The organism is Variovorax sp. MHTC-1 (genome assembly GCF_003984645.1).
Lineage (GTDB): Bacteria > Pseudomonadota > Gammaproteobacteria > Burkholderiales > Burkholderiaceae_C > Variovorax.
Map to the genome: position 1 here is coordinate 207624 of NZ_RWKI01000009.1, position 18852 is coordinate 226475.

Here is an 18852-nt window from a genome sequence, read left to right on the forward strand (position 1 = left end):
TTTCGATGAACAGAGGACCTCTCATGCCAAGCGTTGCCATTCACCGTTGCCTCCGCCGCCGTCAGCGCGGGGCAGTGATCATTACAACAGCGCTCGCGCTGCTGTTTCTGCTCGGCTTCATGGGAATTGCATTGGATTTTGGTCGCCTCTTTGTTGTCAAAACAGAGTTGCAAACCGCGATGGACAGTTGTGCATTGGCGGCGGCGGGGGAATTGGATGGGCAAAGTAGCGCATTGGATCGCGCCAGAAGCGCCGGAAAGACGGCCGGGAACCTGAACCGCGTCAACCTGCAGTCCGCCGATTGGAGCGGCGAGGGCCAGATCGTCGACGCCGACATCACCTTCAAGGATTCCGCATATGTGACGACCGGCGATTTCGCAGCCGCCAAGTACGCGCAGTGCCAGCACACGCAGCCGAACGTGAAGATGTGGCTGCTGGCGGCCATGGGCGCCTTTAACGGCAACACGGCAGGCAACCCCGCAACCCACAATGTGGCGGCGACGGCGGTCGCCACCCGGGCCAGCGCGCAGACCAGCTGCCCCGTTCCGGTGGGGCTCAAACCCAAGCCAGGCGGCACCGCCCCAAACTACGGTTTCGCTGTGGGCGAATGGGTCACGCTGATCAATGAACAAGGTGCAGCAGCAGGCGGCGAGATCGGCTGGGCCAATCTGGATGGATCCAACAGCGCAGCCGAAACGGAAGCCGAGCTCAACGGTTATTGTGGGACGGAGGTCGGCGACACCTTGGGAACTCCCGGCGTGCAGGCTTCCGTTGCCGATGCCTGGAACTATCGCTTCGGGATCTACAAGAACAGCGCCGATCCGGCCGCGACTGTGAGCAATCCTGATTTCACCGGTTACGCCTACACCGCGACCAACTGGCCGGCGCAGCAGAGTGCCTACGATGGTCCAGCGCCCGGTGCAGCCGCGCCGACCGCGGAGAATTTCCTGACCAAACGTCAGGCATACGCGTCCTGCGCCGATACCGGGACCAAGGTCAAGGGCGCCAACAGTTGCGAGTCGATCTCGGCCCCCCATTTGTCTTTGAACAGCTTCCAGAAGCTGGCTGCACCGGGCGACGCGCCGGGTGGGCATAAGCAATATGGACGCAACAGACGCATCGTCACGGTACCGGTGATCAATGCCGCCAGCCAAGTCGTCGACTATGCATGCATGCTGATGCTGCAGCCCCTGTCGATTCCGATGACGAACGTGCAATTGGAATTCAGGGGCAACGCCTCGGAAGAAGGCAGCCCTTGCACGACCAGCGGCCTTCCAGGTGGTGCCGCTGGGCCGCTCGTTCCGGTTCTGGTGAGGTAAGGAGTCGATATGAAAGCCAAACAATCCGGAGTGGCATTGGTCGAGCTGGCCTTGATCATTCCACTTTTGTTGCTGCTGACCTTTATCACCACCGAGTTCGGGCGCGCGATGTTTGAATACAACGTGGTTACGAAGTCGACGCGGGACGCCGTGCGCTATCTCTCGGTTCAGACGCCGGGCACTCACATTGCAGAAGCTCGAAATCTGATGGTTTACGGCAATCTCGCGGGCACGGGAACGCCGTTGGCGCGCGGGCTCAGCCTTGCCAACGTGCCGGCGGCAAGCTGCTGCACCTGGCAGACGGCGGGAACAAACCCCGTGATAAATACCGTGACCGTGCGCATCAGCGGATACACGTTTCGCTCGCTTTTTATCAGCGTCTTCGGCGTCGTCTTCGGCGATGCCAACGGCGACATCGTCTTTAGCGACATCACCGCAACGATGAGAGGTGCGACATGAAAAGAAAGCAAACCGGCGCGACCATCGTGGAATTCGCGTTGGGCCTCATCATGTTTTTCATGTTCTTTTTCGGAATCACGGACTTCGCCCGCATGCTTTTCACTTGGAGCGCCGCGAACGAAGCGACCAGGGCCGGCGCCCGATATGCGGTGGTTTGCGACGACACCTTCAACCAAGCGCAGGTGCTGGCAAAGATGCAGGCGCTGCTGCCACAGATCAACGCCATCGACCTGGCGTGGATCCCGTCAGGGTGCAATGCAGCGACTTGCGAGGGCGTCACGGTGACGGTCACTAGTCTCAATTACCAATGGATTTCTCCGATCGCCGGTGCCGCTCGGCTGGCGCCTATTCCGATGCCGACTTTTTCCACCTTCCTGCCCCGCGAAGTTATGCACCAAGACCCGAATAGTGCTGCGATCTGCACATCATGAATATGGATGGACAAAATGAAAATCGCCCTTATTTCTCCCAGCAAGAATCATCTTCAGGAAATGAGCCGGGTGCTCGAGACTCACTCGCACACCGTGGTGCTGTTCGACGGCGGCAAAAGCAAAATGCGCCAGGTTGCCGAACAGGAGCAGCCGGATCTGATGGTGGTGGATGGCATGTGCTGCGATCCCAATGAACTGGCGCTGGTCGAATACGTCACCACGCACCACCCGAAAGTGGCCGTGATCCTGCTTTGTGCCAGCCAGACGCCGGAATTCCTGATCAATTCCATGCGCGCCGGCGTGCGGGAAGTGCTCCCTTCGCCGGCCACGCCGGCCGCTCTGGAGGCCGCGGTGAACCGCATGGCGGCCAAGCTCGTGGGGCTTCACGGCGCCACGGCCGGCAAGGTGCTTGCATTCATGCCCTGCAAAGGCGGCAGCGGTGCGACCTTCCTGGCAACGAACCTCGGCTACCAGCTGGCAGAAACCAGTTCGGTGCTGCTGATCGATCTGAATCTGCAGTTCGGCGACGCCCTGTCCTTCGTCAGCGATGGCAAGCCCGCTTCCACGGTGGCTGATGTCGCGCACGACATCAGCAGGCTGGACGCCTCCTTCCTGGTGGCAAGCACAGTCAAGGTCGCGCCCAACTTCAGCATCCTGGCCGCGCCGGAGGACATGTCCAAAGCCATGGAGGTCAAGGCGGAACATGTGGACGCCATCCTCGCCCTGGCCGTGACCTTGTACGACTTCGTGCTGCTGGATCTCGATCGAAATCTGAACACGCTGGCGATCAGGGCACTGGATCGTGCCCAGCGGATATATCCCGTGCTGCAGGCGGGGCTGCCATCCATTCGAAACGCAGGCAAGTTGCTGGCGGTGTTCAAGTCGCTGGGCTATCCGGCAACCAAGACCGAGCTGATCGTCAATCGCTTCGAAAAAACGGGCGAGATCGGCATCAGCGACATGCGGCGTTCGCTGGGCTCCGTCGCGCTGCTCACGATCCCGGACTCCTACAAAGAAGTGAACAACTCGATCAACCGCGGTGTCCCCCTGGTGGAAATCTCGCGCACCAACCCTGTCAGTAAAAGCCTAGCTGATCTGGCGCTGGCGCTGGCTCCGCGGCAAGAGCAGAACAGCAGCTTCTTCGCCCGTCTCTTTCGGAAAGCCTAACCGTCTTCTCTCTGCAATCCACAAGGCAGGTACCCCATGTCATTTCGAGAAAAACTTGACGCTGTCGCGATAGAGCCCATCCTGCGCCCGCACGTTCAGCCAACGGTCGATGTCCTCAGGAATCCGGTTGCCACCGATTCCTACAAATCGCTGAAGGGCAGGATGCACCTGAAGCTGCTCGAGAAGTTCGACCTGGCGGCGCTGGAGACTTTGGCACCCGAGGTCTTGCGGCAAGAGATTTCTGCCATGGTCGGACGCTTGCTGCTTGAAGAGCAGGAAGCGCTCAATGAGGTCGAACGGCGCACTCTCATTCGAGACATCCAGCATGAGATGCTGGGCTTCGGCCCGATCGAATTGCTGATGGCCGACCCCACTGTGTCCGACATCCTTGTCAATTCCCACGAGCAGATCTACGTCGAGCGCAAGGGGAAGCTGGAGCTCACCAACGTCACTTTCACCGACGAGAAGCATCTGCTGCGGATCATCGACAAGATTGTGTCGCTGGTGGGGCGGCGGATCGACGAGTCGAGCCCGATGGTCGACGCGCGCCTGCCCGACGGCTCCCGCGTCAACGCAGTCATTCCACCCGTGGCGCTCGACGGGCCGATGATGTCCATTCGCCGTTTCGCTCATATTCCCCTGAAGATGGAGAACCTGGTCAATGACCTGAAGAGCCTGACGCCGCAGATGGCCTTCATGCTGGAAGGACTGAGCAAAGCCAAGGTCAACATGATCATCTCGGGTGGAACCGGTGCAGGCAAGACGACATTGCTGAACATCCTGTCCGGCTACATCCCGGAATCGGAGCGCATCGTCACCATCGAGGACGCGGCCGAGCTGCAGATGCAGCAGCCTCACGTGGTGCGCATGGAAACGCGGCCCATGAACATCGAGGGCAAGGGCGAGATCACGCAGCGTGCCCTGGTGCGCAACGCGTTGCGCATGCGGCCCGACCGCATCGTGATCGGCGAGGTTCGCGGCGCCGAAGCGGTCGACATGCTGCAGGCCATGAACACCGGTCATGAAGGCTCGCTGACGACGATCCACGCCAATACGCCGCGGGACGCTCTGTCCAGGCTGGAAAACATGATCGGGATGGCCAATCTCAATCTGCCGCACCACGCGGCGCGGCAGCAGATCGCTTCCGCTATTACGGTCGTGATCCAGGGGCTGAGACTGATCGATGGAAAGCGAAAGATCACCAGCATCCAGGAGATCACCGGCATGGAAGGCGAAGTCATCACCATGCAGGAAATCTTCGCGTTCAGGCAAACCGGCGTGGGAGCCGAGGGCGAAGTGCAGGGATATTTCCAGGCGACCGGCGTCCGGCCGAAATTCGCCGAGCGCTTGCGGTCGTTCGGTGTCCTGCTGCCGGACGCCATGTTCGATCCGACCAAGCGCTACGAGTAAAGGAGTCGATCATGTGGAAAGACATCGGCGGCAATGCCTTCCTGGTCGTTGCAGTTCTGGTTTTCGTGGCCGTGCTTCTTCTTCTGGAAGCCCTGTATCTGATCTGGAAGTCGTACAAAGGGCCCGAGGCCAAGAAGCTCGAAAAGCGACTGCAGGCGCTGTCGGCCTCTCATGACGCAACCGCCCAGGCCCAGTTGCTGAAGGAGCGCATGCTGAGCGAGGTGCCGGCTTTCCAGCGGCTCCTGTTCAGTATTCCGAGAGCGCACAGCCTCGACAAATTCATCCTCCAGTCCGGTCTGAACTGGACAGTCTCGAAGCTGCTGCTCTCATGCGCAGGATTCGGTGTGATCGGCCTCGTCCTGATGACCGGCGTGGCTCGTCAACCCATTTTGATGAGCGCTGCGGCAGCTGCAGCACTGGCAGCGCTGCCGCTGCTTTATCTGCAGCACAAGCGAAGCGGGCGGCTGGACAAGCTCGAGCGGCAATTGCCCGATGCGCTCGACCTGGTGACTCGGGCATTGCGGTCCGGGCATTCGTTTGCGTCCGGCCTGCAAATGATCGGCGAAGAAATGGCGGAGCCCATTGCCAATGAATTCCGCATCGTCAGCGACGAAGTCAATTTCGGGGTGTCGCTGCAGCAGGCGCTGACCAACCTGAGCGAAAGAGTCCCGCTCACCGACTTGCGTTACTTCGTCGTGGCGGTACTGGTCCAGCGCGACTCCGGCGGCAACCTCACCGAGGTGCTGGGCAACCTGAGCCGTCTGGTTCGCGAGCGCCTGAAGCTGTATGGGAAGGTCAGGGTCTTGTCGTCGGAGGGGCGGCTGTCCGCCTGGATCGTCGGTTCGATGCCATTCGCGCTGGCGGGGGTGATGAACCTGGTGAATCCGTCCTTCATGTCACCCTTGTGGAAGGACCCGATCGGCATTGCCATCATCAAGTACATGCTCATCTTGATGGCTTTCGGCGTCTTGATTCTCAGAAAAATCATCAAGATCCGGGTATAGAGGAGAACGAAAATGATGCTATTTCCCGCGCTTATCTTCTTCGCCGTAGTCTTGACACTCGGCGGGGTGTTCCTCTGGCTGAACCCCAGCAAGACAGAACAGCGGCTGCAGGCCATGTCCAATCCGACAGGCAAGTCGCAGTGGACGGAATCGGTGGTGAAAATCGTCGGTCCCTTCGCTCAGCTTTCGGCGCCGCCGATCGATGGCGAGGCATCGCCGCTGCGCGTCAAGTTTCTCAATGCAGGTATCCGGCACCCTGATGCGCACCTGATCTTCTTCGGCTCCAAGACATTGCTGCCGCTTGCTCTTGCAGGACTGGCCTTTATTGCCCTGAGAGCGTCGAATCAGACGACAGGCTTGACGATGGTGATGTACCTCGCCGTGGGAGCATTGATCGGCTGCTATCTGCCGAATTTCGTCCTGTACCTGATGACGAGAAGCCGGAAGCGGGAGATCTTCGAGAGCTTTCCCGACGCTGCCGACTTGATGCTGGTTTGCGTCGAGGCAGGCCTGGGGCTCGATGCCGGCCTGGTGAAGGTCACGGATGAAATCAGGATGAAAAGCATCGCCCTGGCGGAAGAACTCCACTGGACGAACCTCGAGATGCGGGCTGGCGGAACGCGCGAGAAATCGCTGCGCAATCTGGCCATGCGCACGGGCGTCGAGGAAATCGGCATCTTTGCCACCATGCTGACCCAGGCCGACAAGTTCGGAACGAGCATCGGCGAATCGCTTCGGGTCTTTTCCGATGATCTGCGGCACAAAAGGCAGGTGCGTGCGGAGGAGATAGCCGCCAAGATTCCGACCAAGATGCTCATTCCGCTGGTCTTGTGCATATTCCCGTCGATCCTGATGGTGATCCTCGGCCCGGCCGCCATTCAGATCATCCGAACCCTTGGCCCCATGTTCGGCGGACAATGACAGAAAGGCGGCGCTGCCCTCAGGACGGCAGCTTGTCCAACTGGTGCTTCACGGCATACACATACAGCTCCAGCCGATTGCTCACCCCCAGCTTCTGGTAGATCGACGTCAGGTGGTTGCGCAAGGTGTGCTCGGTGATGAACAACCGTTCGGCCAGCGCCTTGTTCGATGCGCCGTTGCCGTCGACCACGGTGTGGATGATCTTGCGTTCCTTGCAGGTCAGTGCCGCCTGCTTCTCCGCCTCCGGGTCGATCTTGTGCGTGCGCTTCGCGTCGACGAACTCCGAGAAGACGCGGCCCATCGTTTCGTTGTCGACGCACAGTTCGCCCTTGTGCATTCTTTCGATCGCCTGGAGCACTTGTTCCGCGGCCGCGTCCTTGCGCAGCACGCCTCGGGCACCGCCGAAGACCGCCAGATCGAGGTTTTTCTGCTGGCGCTCGCCGGTCAGGATCAATACGCGGGAGACCGAGTTGGACAGCAGGCCCGGGAGAATGTCCAGCGCGCATTTGCCGCCCAGATCGAGGTCCAGCAGGATGACGTCGGGCACCACCTGGTCGACCTGCTCGAGCGCTTCTTCGCAGTTTCTTGCCGTCCCGACCACCTGCATTCGCGGTTTCTCGCCGTCGATCAACCTGGACAATCCCCACAGCATCGTCTGGTGATCGTCGACAAGCATCACGCCGATGGGCTTTTCAACTGGCTGCATGTTCCACCTCCTAGATGGGTATCTCGACGTGCACGGAGGTGCCGCCGTTCGTTGTCTGCTTGACTTGGGCGTTGCCACCGAGCGCGGTCGCGCGTTCGGTGATCGACCTCGGCTGGAATGCGACCGGCTGCGATCCATCGCATTCGTTCTCGATCTGGATCCTGAGCAAGCCGTCCACGCATTCCAGCCTGACGGCGCCGTGGTGCGCGAAGGTGTGCTTGCAGATGTTGCTCAAGCCCTCGCGCACGATCTGCAATATCTCTGCGGTCAGCCGATCGCTCACGCTGAGCTCGCCTTGCACGCAGACGGCGATGTCGATCCCGTAGAAATCCCTGGCCTGCGCTGCCTGCTGGCGCAGGACCATGAGAAGAACCTCTTCCGTCTTGTCCAGCCCGTTCTTGACCGTGCCGGCATAGCGGCGCAGATCGCCGATGACCTTGGCGGCCATGTCCGCCAGCTTGTCGAGATCCTCGATCAGCGGGTTGTCGGCAGCGGCCTTGTTGCGCAGGGCACTGAGGCCCATCTTCAATCCGATGTAGGGCTGGATGGCCGTGTCGTGGAGGTCCAGCGCGATCTTCTGGCGCTCCTGCGAAGCGGCGTCCGAGGCCATCCGGTCCAGCAGTTCGATGTTCTCGATCACCGGAAACGCCTGGGCAGCGATATGGCTCAGGAAAAGCGCATCGGTCTTTCTGAACGCAGCTTCGCGCGAGAACAGGAAGATGCGGCCTTCGCTCTTTCGAAGCGACACCGGCGCGCTGATGAACGAGCGCGCATCCAGAAGCTCGGCCAGGCTGCGGCAGGCCGCTTCCTCGTGCTTGCTCCATCTTCCCCTCGCGCTGTCGTACGCCGCGGCGCCGGTGAAGGGCCAAGCGGGCCAGAGCGGGCCGTTGTAGGCCACGATGCGGTCTTGCGGGAGCGCCACCAGAGGCGCCGCCGCGTCCGCGCCGATTCGTTCTGCATTGATCGAACGCTTCGCGTCGCCCTCCCTGGCAGTGCGCAGGAAATAGGCGCCGGACTCCTTGTCCCGAACGATCAGCAGGCAGCAGCTTCCGTGGAAGAACATCTGCGTCTTCTCCAGTACGCTGGTGACGGTGTGATCGACGCCGAAGCGCGGGTTCGACACGCGGCTGACGTCGCGCAGAAGGGCGAGCCGCCGCTTCAGTTCGACCTTGGAGCCGCCCCAGTGGATGCTCATGTAGCCGAGTGCAAGCAGGAAAGTGGCGCGCAGCAGCAGGCGGGGGAGATCCTCCTCGGTCGTCGATCCCAGCCCACAGGCGGCGAACAAGGCCACCGAAGCGAGGGTGACGCGTGCGCCCTCGTCGAAGCCCCAGCGGAAGGACGAGGTGAGGATGGCGAAGAAGAAGAACAGGAAGAAAAAGCTGTGGATTCCGTCCGTGAACAGAACGATCAACGCATACCAGAAGACATCCAGCCAGTGAACTAGCTTGCTCTGCGAGAACGGGGCGTCGAGCTGCGCATAGAGATAGACGGCAAAACTGTGCAGGATGTAGCCGGAAAACAGCAGCCAGGTGAAGCCGCCGATGCCCCTCAAGCCCGAAGGATCGACAAAAATCGCGAGCAGGGCGGAGACGGACAGCACGAGCCGCATCCTGGCCACCATTCGCGCATCTGCGGCGTCGGCAGCAAGGCTCGTATCCAACTCGTTTTTCCTGTCCAGCCTGTGCACCAGCATCGGGCGTTTCCTCCTCCCACGGACCGTGATCGGTGGGGGTCAGCAGTCGATTTCCGCGCACGGGAGCGCGGATGTGAAGATGTCACATGTTACTACTTAGGTTAACAATGGAATACCTAGGAAACGATTTGTCAGCCTTTTCCGCGAAGGAAGTCACGCGCCGGCGCGACCTCGACGGCTGTAGCGCCCGCCAGCAGCGCGGGGCATCGATGCGCGGGCGCTGGTAGCGCTGGCGCGCGCGAGCGCATGGCCCGGCGCGCGGGTCGAAGGGGCCCTTAGGCTTCGGCTACGTGATCTCGGCCGAAGCCGCGCGCATCGAGAAGATGGCGCCCGGCGTCAGCGGCGAAGCCGACCTCCTGCTGGACGCCGCGGGCTCAACTCGGCTGGATGTCCGCCGTCTTGATGACGTGCGCCCAGCGCGCGATCTCCTCGTTGAGGAAGGCGGCGAAGCGATCCGGCGCGCGCGCATCGGCGCTGAAACCCTGCTGCCGCATGCGCTCCTCCATCTCGGGCTGGGTGACGATCTTCACCACTTCGGCGCCCAGCTTCTGCACCGCCGCGTCGGGCATGCCGGCCGGCGCCATCATGCCGGTCCAGTTCTCCACCAGCAGCGTGGGCATGCCGGCTTCGGCGGTCGTCGGCACCTCGGGCAGCGACGGATAGCGCGCCTTGCTGGCGATGGCGAGCGCGCGCAGCTTGCCGCCCTTCACGTGCGCGACCGACTCCGGGAAGTTCGAGAAGACGACGTCCAGCTGGCCCCCGATCAGGTCGGTCATCGAGGGTGCGCCGCCCTTGTAGGGCACGTGCTGGATGCTCGACTTGTTCAGGTCGTTGAAGAGCGCGAGCGTCAGGTGCGGCGGCGTGCCGTTGCCGCTGGAGCCGGCATTGAGCTTGCGCGTCTTCGCCTCTGCCATCAGTTCCTTGAGATCCTTGATCGGGCTCGCGGCCGGCACCACGATCAGCATCGGGCTGCCGGCGATCAGCGCGACGGGCCGCAGGTCTTTCTGGAAACTGAAGGGCGACTTCGGGAACAGCGTCACGTTGGCCGCGTGAGTCAGCGTGATCGCCAGCAGCGTGTTGCCATCGGGCGCGGCCTTCGCGACCACGTCGGCGCCGATCTGGCCGTTGCCGCCGGGCCGGTTGTCGACCACCACGCTGACCTTCCAGCGCTCGCCGAGCTGCTGGCCGATCTGCCGCGCCATCGCATCCGTCAAGCCGCCGGGCGGGAAGGGCACCACGTAGCGGATCGTCGCGTCCGGCTTCGGGTAGTCGCCGCCCTGGGCCCATGCCACCGGCGCCAGCGCGCCCGCCGCGGCCAGCGCCGCGGCGCCCTGCATCACTTCACGTCTCTGGATCATCGCGTTGTCTCCTTCTGTTGTGTGTCTTCAGGGCCGGGCCTGCCACTGCGCGAGCAGCGCGTCCGGCACCTCGATGCCTTCTGCCTCGGCGCGCCGGCGCAGCGCTTCGCGCCGGGCGCCGGGCAGCCGCACGCCGTCGTCGCGCAGCATCTCGGCCACCAGCACTTCGATGCGGTCGAGGTAGCTTGCCGAGCCGGCCAGCGCGCCGGGATCGATGACGATGAAGGCCTGGCCGATGCGCGGCCGGTTGCCCTCATCCTCGAAGAAGCTCGAAGCCTCGAAGCCGAACTGCGCGCCGATCAGCGCCGTGACCAGCAGCTCCACCACCAGCGCCAGCATCGCGCCCTTGGGGCTGCTGGCGGCGCCGATCGGAAGCATCGAGCCTTCGAGGCCGGCCTTCGGGTCGGTCGTGGGCTGGCCGCTGCGGTCGAGCGCCCAGCCGGGCGGAATGGATTGCCCCTGCTTGGCCGCGACCATGAGCTTGCCGCGCGCCACTTCCGACAGGCTCAGGTCGATCATCAGCGGCGCCGCGTCGCGGCGCGGGAAGACGGCAGCCACCGGATTGGTGCCGAAGATCGGATGCCGTCCGCCGGCGGCCGGCATTGCGGCCGGCGAGTTGGCGAAGCCGAGGCCGACCATGCCGGCCTCGGCGACCGCACGCAGGTGGTCGACGACCACGCCGCAGTGGTGGCTGTCGGCCACGCCGGCGATGCTGATGCCGAATTCGCGGGCGCGCCGGATCGCTTCCTCGATCGCCATCTCGCAGGCCGCGAAGGCCAGACCTTCGTGTGCATCGATCAAGACCGCGCCGCCCTTGGCACGGCGCTGCGTGGGCAGCGCATCGCCGTTCACGCGGCCGTTGCGCAGGTGCGTGGCGTACTGCGCAACGCGGCTGAGACCATGGGAGCCCAGGCCCTGGGCCTCGGCCAGCACCAGCGCGCGCGCGGTCGCGTCGGCCATGGTCTCGTTGGCGCCGGCGGCGCGCAGCGCCCGGGCGACGGCCTCGCGCGCCTGTTGCAGGCCGAGCGCGGCCATCAGTGCAAGGCCTCCAGCACCTTGCGCGCGACCAGGCTGCTCACGCGCTCGTTCGACTCGGCCGTCACGCCCGCGATGTGCGGCGTGAGCAGCAGATTGGGGCAGTCCTCGAAATGCGGCGCAGCCGCCAGCGGCTCGGCATCGAACACGTCGAGCGCTGCGCCGCCCAGGCGGCCTTCGCGCAGCGCCGCCGCGACCGCGGCCTCGTCGACGATGCCGCCGCGCGAGGTGTTGATCAGCACCGCGCCGGGCTTCATCGCCGCGATGCGCGCCGCGTCGAAGAGATTGCGCGTGGAGTCCGCCAGCGGAAGGTGCAGGCTGACCACGTCGGCTTGGGCCGTCAGCGCGTCGAGCCCGACGTGCTGCGTGCCGGCCTGCACGAAGGCCGGATGGTCGGCGCCCAGCATCGCGTCGAAGGCGATGGTGCGCACGCCGAGCGTGCCGGCGAGACAGGCCGTCAGCTGGCCGATGGAGCCGAAGCCGACCAGGCCCAGCGTCTTGCCGGCGAACTCGCGGCCGTTCGAGAGCGCCGCGCGCGGCCAGCAGCCCGAGGCCACGGCCGCCGTCGAGCCGTAGGCGCCGCGCAGCAGCAGCATCGCGCTGGCGATCACGTACTCGGCCACGCTCAGCGCGTTGGCGCCGGTGGCCGGGATCACGCGGATGCCGCGCGCCTCGCAGCCTGCCACGTCGATGTTGTCGAGCCCGACGCCGAGGCGGCCGACCACCGTGCAGCGCGACAGCGCCGCGAGCAGCTCGCCGCGCACCTGCGTGCGGTTGCGCACGATGAGCGCATCGGTGGAGGCTGCCTCGCGGTGCAGCCGCGCGCCGTCGTCCACCAGCTTCGGGTCGTACAGCACCTCGTGCCGCGCGCGAAGCTCCGCGACCGCGGCCTCGTCCATGAACTCCGCAATGACGATTCGTCCCATGATGAGTGCGGGCCGTTCAGGCCGACTCGTAGAGGCGGGTCAGGACGAACTCGCGATGTCCCAGCGCTTCCGCCGCGGTAAGGCGGCCGTTGGCGGTGCGCAGCATGCATTCGAGCAGCTGGTCGCCGGCCTGGTCGAGCGTCATCTCGCGCTGCAGCAGGCCCGAGGTATCTACGTCGACGTGCTCGCTCATCAGACGCACGGTGCGCGGGTTGGCGCAGATCTTGATGACGGGCAGGATCGGGTTGCCGATCACATTGCCCTGGCCGGTGGGGAAGAAGTGCACCGCGTAGCCCGAGGCCGCGCACAGCGTCACCATTTCGGCCGCCGCGCTCGACGAATCCATGAACCACAGGCCCGGGCCGGTCGGCGTCTCGGCCTTGTCGAGCACGCCGTCGACCAGGCACTTCTTGCCGATCTTCTGGATGTTGCCCAGCGCCTTCTCCTCGATGGTCGTCAGGCCGCCGGCGATGTTGCCCTTGGTGGGCTGCGAATCGGAGAGGTCGCTGGTCTTGTGGCGGTTGATCATGTCCTGGTAGCGGTCGAACATGAACATGAAGCGCTCCTTCACCTCCGGCGTGCGGCAGCGCTCGGCCACGATGCGCTCGCCGCCGGTGATCTCGGAAGTCTCGCCGAACACCAGCGTGTTGCCGGTCTCGTAGAGCTTGTCGAACGCGTTGCCGACCGTCGGATTGGAGCCGCAGCCCGAGGTGGTGTCGCTCTCGCCGCACTTGGTCGACACCCACAGCTCGTGGATGCCGCAGGGCTCGCGCTGCTTCTCGCTCGCCATCTGGACGAACTCGCGCGCGGCGCGGCTGGCGCGCAGGATGGTGTCGTGGTCGCCGTGGCCCTCGATGCCGAAGCCGACCACCGGCTTGCCGGTGGCCGCGATGCCGTCGACCACCTTCTGGGTCCAGCTGTCCTCGATGCCGATGACGACCACCGCGGCCACGTTCGGATTGCAGCCCGCGCCGATCAGCGTGCGGAAGTGCAGCTCGAGGTCGGCGCCGAACTGCAGCCGGCCATAGGGATGAGGGATGGCGAGCGCGCCCTTGATGTTGTGCGCGACGGCTTCGGCGGCGGCGTTGGAGAGGTCGTCCAGCGGCAGGATGATGACGTGGTTGCGCACGCCGACGCGGCCGTTCTCGCGCCGATAGCCGAGGAAGGTGGTGTCTTTGGAAATGACGGACATGGTGGGGGTTTCTTTCCGGTTCGTGAGTGGGTGGAGACGGCGCGCGCTTACCAGCGCTTGGTCTTGATGTTCTGGACGTGGGCGTGCTCGCCGGCCTTGATCGGCGCGACCACGCGGCCCATGTCGATGCCGTACTTCCACACCGTGTCGCCGGGGTTCATGTCCTTCAGCGCGACCTTGTGGCCGATCGGGATGTCCTCTTTCGCATCCACGCTGGTCATCTTGTCCTCGTCCATGATCCAGCCGCTGAGCGACATGCCGGCCTTGACGCCCTCGACCACCACGACGGCCACCGTGTCCTTGGCGTCGTGCAAAACGAAGTGAATCATCTGTTCGTCTCCTGCTTCTCTGAAGTTGCGATGCGGCCAGTGTCGGCCTGCACGTTTCCGAGTGTCAAACGGGTCATCTAGATGACCTGGATGAGCGCAGCGTCTGCATCCACAATGGCGCGATGAAACGAGCCAGCGCCGCCATCGCCTTCCAGCCGATCGCCGCCGATGCGACCGATGCGCCGCTGTATCGGCTGGTCAAGAGCGCGCTGCTGCGCGCGATCGAATCGGGGCAGTACCCCGCAGGCGCTGCGCTGCCGAGCGAGACCGAGCTGGCCGCTGCGCTCGGCGTCTCGATCGGCACGCTGCGCCACGCGACGGACGACCTGGTGGCCGAGCACATCCTCGTGCGGCGGCAGGGGCGCGGCACCTTCGTTGCGGTGCACAACACCGACCGCTTCATGTTCCAGTTCTTCCACGTCGAGCGCAGCGACGGATTGCGTCATCGTCCGCAGGTCGAACTGCTGGCTTTCGAGCGCATCCGCATGGAGGAAGAGCCGGCGCAGGCGCTCGGCCTGAAGACCGGCGAGCCGGCGATCCAGATCGACAACCGGCTGCTATTGCAGGGCAAGGCGGTGATCCACGACCGGCTGACCTTGCCGGCGCTGCTCTTCAAGGGCCTCACCGAGAAGCGCTTTCGCGAACGCAAGAGCACGATCTACCACCTCTACCAGACCGAATTCGGCATCACCGTGACGCGGGCGCGCGAGCATGCGCGCGCCGCGATCGCCGACCGCGGGATCGTGCGCCTGCTCGGCGTCGCGCCCGGCGCGCCGGTGATGGTGGTGCGCCGCACCGCGCTGACCTTCGGCGACAAGCCGGTGGAGTACCGGGTCTCGACCATCGACACCGCGCAGCACGAGTACGTGCACCTGCTGTCGAGGCCGGCCTAGGGCTTGTTACCCGAGCGCCGGCCGGCGGCCTTCAGGCAGTAGTCGATGAAACCCTGCATCGCGAGCCCCGGCCGGCGCTCGCGATGGAACACCATCGACAGCGCGCGAAACTCCCTCGGCAGCCGGCTCTTCAGCTCGACCAGCGAGCCGTCCTGGAGCGCATCCGACACCGCGTAGCGCGACATGCATCCGATGCCCACGCCCGACGCGACCACGCGCTTGATGGCGTGGCTGCTGCCGAGCTCGAGCTCGATGTTGAGCGCGCCGAGCCGCTTGCGCAGCCAGTGCTCGGTGGCCTCGCGGGTGCCGGAGCCTTCCTCGCGCAGCACCCAGGCCGCGGCGGCGAGCTCGCGCACGCCGACCGGGCGCCCGGCCAGCGCATGTGTCGGCGCGGCCACCAGCACCATCTCGTCGGTGAGCCATTGGCGCACGGTCAGGTCGGGATGCGTCTGCCGGCCTTCGATGAAACCGACGTCGGCATCGAAGCCGACCACCGCGGCGATCACGTCGCTGGTGTTGCCGACGATGAGCCGCGCGCGCGCTTCCGGACTGTCCTGCTTCCATTTCAGGACCAGCTCCGGCAGCAGGTATTCGCCGGTCGTGAAGCTGGCCGCGATGCGCAGCGGCGTCCGGTGTTCCGAGGAGAACATGGACTGCAGTTCCGCCGCCTGGTCGACCAGCGACACCGACTTGGCCAGCAGCGCGCGGCCGTCCTCGTTGAGCACCAGGCGCCGGCCGATGCGGTCGAAGAGCTGCGTGCCCAGCGCGGCCTCCAGATCGGCCAGCGCCGCGCTGGCCGCCGATTGCGAGCGCGCGATCCGGCCGGCGGCGGCACGTGTCGACCCCTCGCGCGCGGTGGCGGCGAAGACCTCGAGCTGGCGCAGCGTGAGGCGCAGTCGCTGATCGCTTTTGTCGTTCATGATTACCTGAATTACCTGCTTTGCTGTTCAACGACAGAAGCCTATCATGGGGCGGAAATCTTCCCACGGTGACTGTGACCAGACGCTAGGAGTCAGGCTCTTGTTCAACTTCCTTTCGCGCGAGCCGCTCCACGATCCGCTGGCGTCGCCGACGCCGACGGCCGAATGCGAGGTCAAAACCACCACCTGCTACATGTGCGCCTGCCGCTGCGGCATCCGCGTGCATCTGCGCGATGGGGAAGTGCGCTACATCGACGGCAACCCGAACCATCCGCTGAACCAGGGCGTGATCTGCGCCAAGGGCTCGTCGGGCATCATGAAGCAGGTCTCGCCGGCGCGGCTCACCCAGCCGCTCTTGCGCAAGGCCGGCAGCGAGCGCGGCGCCGGCGAGTTCGAGCCCATCAGCTGGGCGCGTGCCTTCGACATCCTGACCGAGCGCCTCGCGAAGATCCGCGCCACCGATCCGAAGAAGTTCGCGCTCTTCACCGGCCGCGACCAGATGCAGGCGCTCACCGGCTTGTTCGCGCGCCAGTTCGGCACGCCCAACTACGCGGCGCACGGCGGCTTCTGCTCGGTGAACATGGCCGCGGGAATGATCTACACCGTGGGCGGCAGCTTCTGGGAATTCGGCGGACCGGACCTCGATCGCGCCAAGCTGTTCGTGATGATCGGCACCGCCGAGGACCATCACAGCAATCCGATGAAGATCGCCATCGGCAAATTCAAGCGCGCAGGCGGCCGCTTCATCTCGATCAACCCGGTGCGTACCGGCTACTCGGCCATCGCCGACGAATGGATTCCGATCAAGCCGGGCACCGATGGCGCACTCTTCATGGCGCTCCTGCACGAGCTCATCGCGAACGACCTGGTGGACCATGCGTTTCTGAAGCGCTTCACCAACGCGCCGCAGCTCGTGGTGCTGGACGACTGCGATCGGCAAGGCCTGTTCGCCTTCGATCCCGTGCGCGGCGCGCCGGGCGACGGACGCAATCCGCACAACAAGCTGGTGTGGGACAGGAGCTCCGGCAGCGTGAAGCCCGCCTATCCCGAGGGCATCGCCGACGGCTGCGACCCGGCGCTCGAAGGCCACTACCAGCTCGCCGACGGCACGCGCGTCGCGCCTTCCTTCCAGCTGCTGCGCGAACGCGTCGCAAGCTGCACGCCAGAGTGGGCGTCGGCCATCACCGGCATCGATGCAGAGCGCATCCGCAAGCTCGCGCGCGAGATGGGCGAGACCGCGCTCCAGCAGGCCTTCGAGCTGCCCATCCCGTGGACCGACGCCTGGGGCAAGAAGCATCCGACCACGCAGGCGCGGCCGGTGGCCTTCCATGCGATGCGCGGGCTCGCCGCGCATTCCAACGGCTTCCAGACCGTGCGCGCGCTGGCAGTGCTGATGAGCGTGCTGGGCACCATCGACGCGCCCGGCGGCTTCAGGCACAAGGCGCCGTACCCGCGCCACATCGTGCCGAACTACCGGGCCTTCAATGCGCCCGAGATGATCCAGCCGAACACGCCGCTCAACGCCGCGCCGCTGGGCTTCCCGGCCAACCCGGAAGAGCTGGCGATCAACCCCGACGGCTCGCCGATCCGCATCGACCATGCCTTCTCGTGGGAGCATCCGCTCTCCGCGCACGGCCTCATGCACAACGTGATCACCAATGCGGTGAAGGGCGACCCCTACCGCATCGACACCTTGCTGATCTTCATGGCCAACATGGCCTGGAACTCCAGCATGAACACGATGGCGGTGCGCGAGATGCTCAATCGCAAGGACGGGCAGGGCGAGTACATGATCCCCTTCCTCGTGGTGTGCGACGCCTTCCAGAGCGAGACCGTGGCCTTCGCCGACCTGGTGCTGCCCGACACCACCTACCTCGAGCGCCATGACGTGATGAGCATGCTCGACCGGCCGATCTCGGAATTCGACGGCCCGGTGGATTCGGTGCGCGTGCCGGTCGTGCCGCCCACCGGCCAGTGCAAGCCCTTCCAGGAGGTGCTGATCGAGCTCGCCTCGCGCATGAAGTTTCCGGCCTTCACCACGCCCGAGGGCGGGCGCAAGTTCAGCGGCTATCCCGACTTCATCGTCAACTTCCAGCCGCAGCCGGGCATCGGCTTCCTGATGGGCTGGCGCGGCAAGGACGGCACCGATCACCTGCGCGGCGAGCCCAATCCGAAGCAGTGGGAGGCCTACGCGGAGAACAACTGCGTATTCCAGTACCACATGCCGGAGACCATGCACTACATGCGCAACTGGAACCGCGAGTACCTGGACTTCGCTAGGACCAAGGGCTGGCGCCAGCGGAACGACCCGGTGCAGCTCGCGCTGTATTCCGACACGCTGCAAAGCTTCCGCCTCGCGGCGCAGGGCAAGAGCGGCGGCCGCCAGCCGCCGGACGCGCTGCGCGAGCGCATCGAGACCTACTTCGATCCGCTGCCCTTCTGGTATCCGCCGCTCGAAGAAGCCGCGACCGACCTCGAGGCCTATCCGCTCAACGCGATCACGCAGCGGCCGATGGCGATGTACCACTCGTGGGATTCGCAGAACGCGTGGCTGCGCCAGATCCACAGCCACAACTACCTGCATGTGAACCCGCTCACCGCCAAGGCCGCCGGTATCGCCGACGGCGGCTGGTGCTGGGTCGAGAGCCAGTGGGGCAGGGTGCGCTGCATGCTGCGCTACAGCGAAGCCGTGGAACCCGGCACCGTGTGGACCTGGAACGCGATCGGCAAGGCCGACGGCGCGTGGCAGCTCGCGCCCGGCGCCGACGAGGCGCGCAAGGGCTTCCTGCTCAACCACCTGATCTCGGAAGAGCTGCCCTTCGACGGCAAGACCATCAGCAACTCCGATCCGGTCACCGGTCAGGCCGGCTGGTACGACGTGCGCGTGCGTATCCGGCCCGCCGCGCCCGAGGAACCGGAAGAGACTTTCCCGCAGATCGCCAGCATGCCGGCCGCGCCGGGCGTGCTGGGCAAGGCGGCGAGCGTCTTGACCTACTTTGCGGGGCGCAGGAAATGATCCAGTGGCTCAAGGATTTGATGACTTCACTCCCTCTCCCTCGGGGAGAGGGCGGGGGTGAGGGCTGCGGCGG

General features: G+C 64.8%; 17 protein-coding genes. 9 read left to right on the forward strand and 8 right to left on the reverse strand.

All coding sequences use genetic code 11. From position 1 onward, the window contains the following. Window positions 1-23 precede the first annotated feature (23 nt). The 7 genes from EJI01_RS17450 to EJI01_RS17480 are packed head-to-tail and all read left to right on the forward strand — an operon-like array spanning window position 24 to window position 6711. A complete protein-coding gene (locus EJI01_RS17450; protein ID WP_185878951.1) occupies window positions 24-1319 on the forward strand; it encodes a pilus assembly protein TadG-related protein in 1296 nt (431 codons plus the stop codon). Between the two features lie 9 nt (window positions 1320-1328). Further along, window positions 1329-1778: a TadE/TadG family type IV pilus assembly protein gene (locus EJI01_RS17455; RefSeq protein WP_126838400.1), complete on the forward strand. Its 450-nt coding sequence runs from the start codon at window positions 1329-1331 to the stop codon at window positions 1776-1778. Then, window positions 1775-2209 (forward strand): TadE/TadG family type IV pilus assembly protein, encoded by a 435-nt coding sequence (locus EJI01_RS17460; protein WP_126838401.1) that lies wholly within the window; start codon window positions 1775-1777, stop codon window positions 2207-2209. The genes EJI01_RS17455 and EJI01_RS17460 overlap by 4 nt, the downstream gene beginning before the upstream one ends. Window positions 2210-2224: 15 nt before the next feature. Beyond that, window positions 2225-3376 carry a CpaE family protein gene (locus EJI01_RS17465; RefSeq protein WP_126838402.1) on the forward strand — a complete coding sequence of 384 codons (1152 nt, stop codon included), beginning with the start codon at window positions 2225-2227 and terminating at the stop codon, window positions 3374-3376. Between the two features lie 36 nt (window positions 3377-3412). Next, the gene (locus EJI01_RS17470) at window positions 3413-4786 is read left to right on the forward strand and encodes a CpaF family protein (protein WP_126838403.1); all 1374 of its coding nucleotides are present in this window, start codon (window positions 3413-3415) and stop codon (window positions 4784-4786) included. An 11-nt stretch (window positions 4787-4797) separates the two neighbouring features. Next, window positions 4798-5790, forward strand: a complete 993-nt coding sequence (locus EJI01_RS17475; protein WP_126838404.1) for a type II secretion system F family protein — start codon at window positions 4798-4800, stop codon at window positions 5788-5790. Window positions 5791-5802: 12 nt separating this feature from the next. Continuing rightward, window positions 5803-6711: a type II secretion system F family protein gene (locus EJI01_RS17480; RefSeq protein WP_126838405.1), complete on the forward strand. Its 909-nt coding sequence runs from the start codon at window positions 5803-5805 to the stop codon at window positions 6709-6711. 19 nt (window positions 6712-6730) lie between these two features. Here EJI01_RS17480 and EJI01_RS17485 read toward each other — a convergent pair whose 3' ends face one another. From EJI01_RS17485 to EJI01_RS17515, 7 genes are all read right to left on the reverse strand, one after another. Beyond that, entirely contained in the window at window positions 6731-7417 is a 687-nt protein-coding gene (locus tag EJI01_RS17485) for a response regulator (protein WP_260602494.1), read from the reverse strand. A 10-nt stretch (window positions 7418-7427) separates the two neighbouring features. Then, complete coding sequence (locus EJI01_RS17490; RefSeq protein ID WP_260602498.1) at window positions 7428-9026, reverse strand: sensor histidine kinase; 1599 nt, start codon at window positions 9024-9026, stop codon at window positions 7428-7430. Between the two features lie 458 nt (window positions 9027-9484). Next, the gene (locus tag EJI01_RS17495; protein WP_126838437.1) at window positions 9485-10465 is read right to left on the reverse strand and encodes a Bug family tripartite tricarboxylate transporter substrate binding protein; all 981 of its coding nucleotides are present in this window, start codon (window positions 10463-10465) and stop codon (window positions 9485-9487) included. Between the two features lie 30 nt (window positions 10466-10495). Then, window positions 10496-11503, reverse strand: a complete 1008-nt coding sequence (locus EJI01_RS17500; RefSeq protein ID WP_126838407.1) for an Ldh family oxidoreductase — start codon at window positions 11501-11503, stop codon at window positions 10496-10498. Next, on the reverse strand, window positions 11503-12429 hold the full coding sequence (locus EJI01_RS17505) for a hydroxyacid dehydrogenase (protein WP_126838408.1): 927 nt from the start codon (window positions 12427-12429) through the stop codon (window positions 11503-11505). Before EJI01_RS17505 ends, EJI01_RS17500 begins: the two co-directional genes overlap by 1 nt. Before the next feature lie 16 nt (window positions 12430-12445). Beyond that, the gene (locus EJI01_RS17510) at window positions 12446-13621 is read right to left on the reverse strand and encodes a UxaA family hydrolase (protein WP_126838409.1); all 1176 of its coding nucleotides are present in this window, start codon (window positions 13619-13621) and stop codon (window positions 12446-12448) included. 47 nt (window positions 13622-13668) lie between these two features. Beyond that, a complete protein-coding gene (locus tag EJI01_RS17515; protein WP_126838410.1) occupies window positions 13669-13950 on the reverse strand; it encodes a UxaA family hydrolase in 282 nt (93 codons plus the stop codon). Between the two features lie 122 nt (window positions 13951-14072). Between EJI01_RS17515 and EJI01_RS17520 the strand changes: the two genes are divergently transcribed. Next, window positions 14073-14843: a GntR family transcriptional regulator gene (locus tag EJI01_RS17520; RefSeq protein ID WP_126838411.1), complete on the forward strand. Its 771-nt coding sequence runs from the start codon at window positions 14073-14075 to the stop codon at window positions 14841-14843. On the opposite strand, the gene EJI01_RS17525 is transcribed toward EJI01_RS17520, so the two are convergent. After that, window positions 14840-15763, reverse strand: a complete 924-nt coding sequence (locus tag EJI01_RS17525) for a LysR family transcriptional regulator (protein WP_126838412.1) — start codon at window positions 15761-15763, stop codon at window positions 14840-14842. The genes EJI01_RS17520 and EJI01_RS17525 overlap by 4 nt on opposite strands. A gap of 100 nt (window positions 15764-15863) precedes the next feature. On the opposite strand from EJI01_RS17525, the gene EJI01_RS17530 reads away from it, so the two are divergent. Then, a complete protein-coding gene (locus EJI01_RS17530) occupies window positions 15864-18779 on the forward strand; it encodes a molybdopterin oxidoreductase family protein (RefSeq protein ID WP_126838413.1) in 2916 nt (971 codons plus the stop codon). Window positions 18780-18852: the final 73 nt, after the last annotated feature.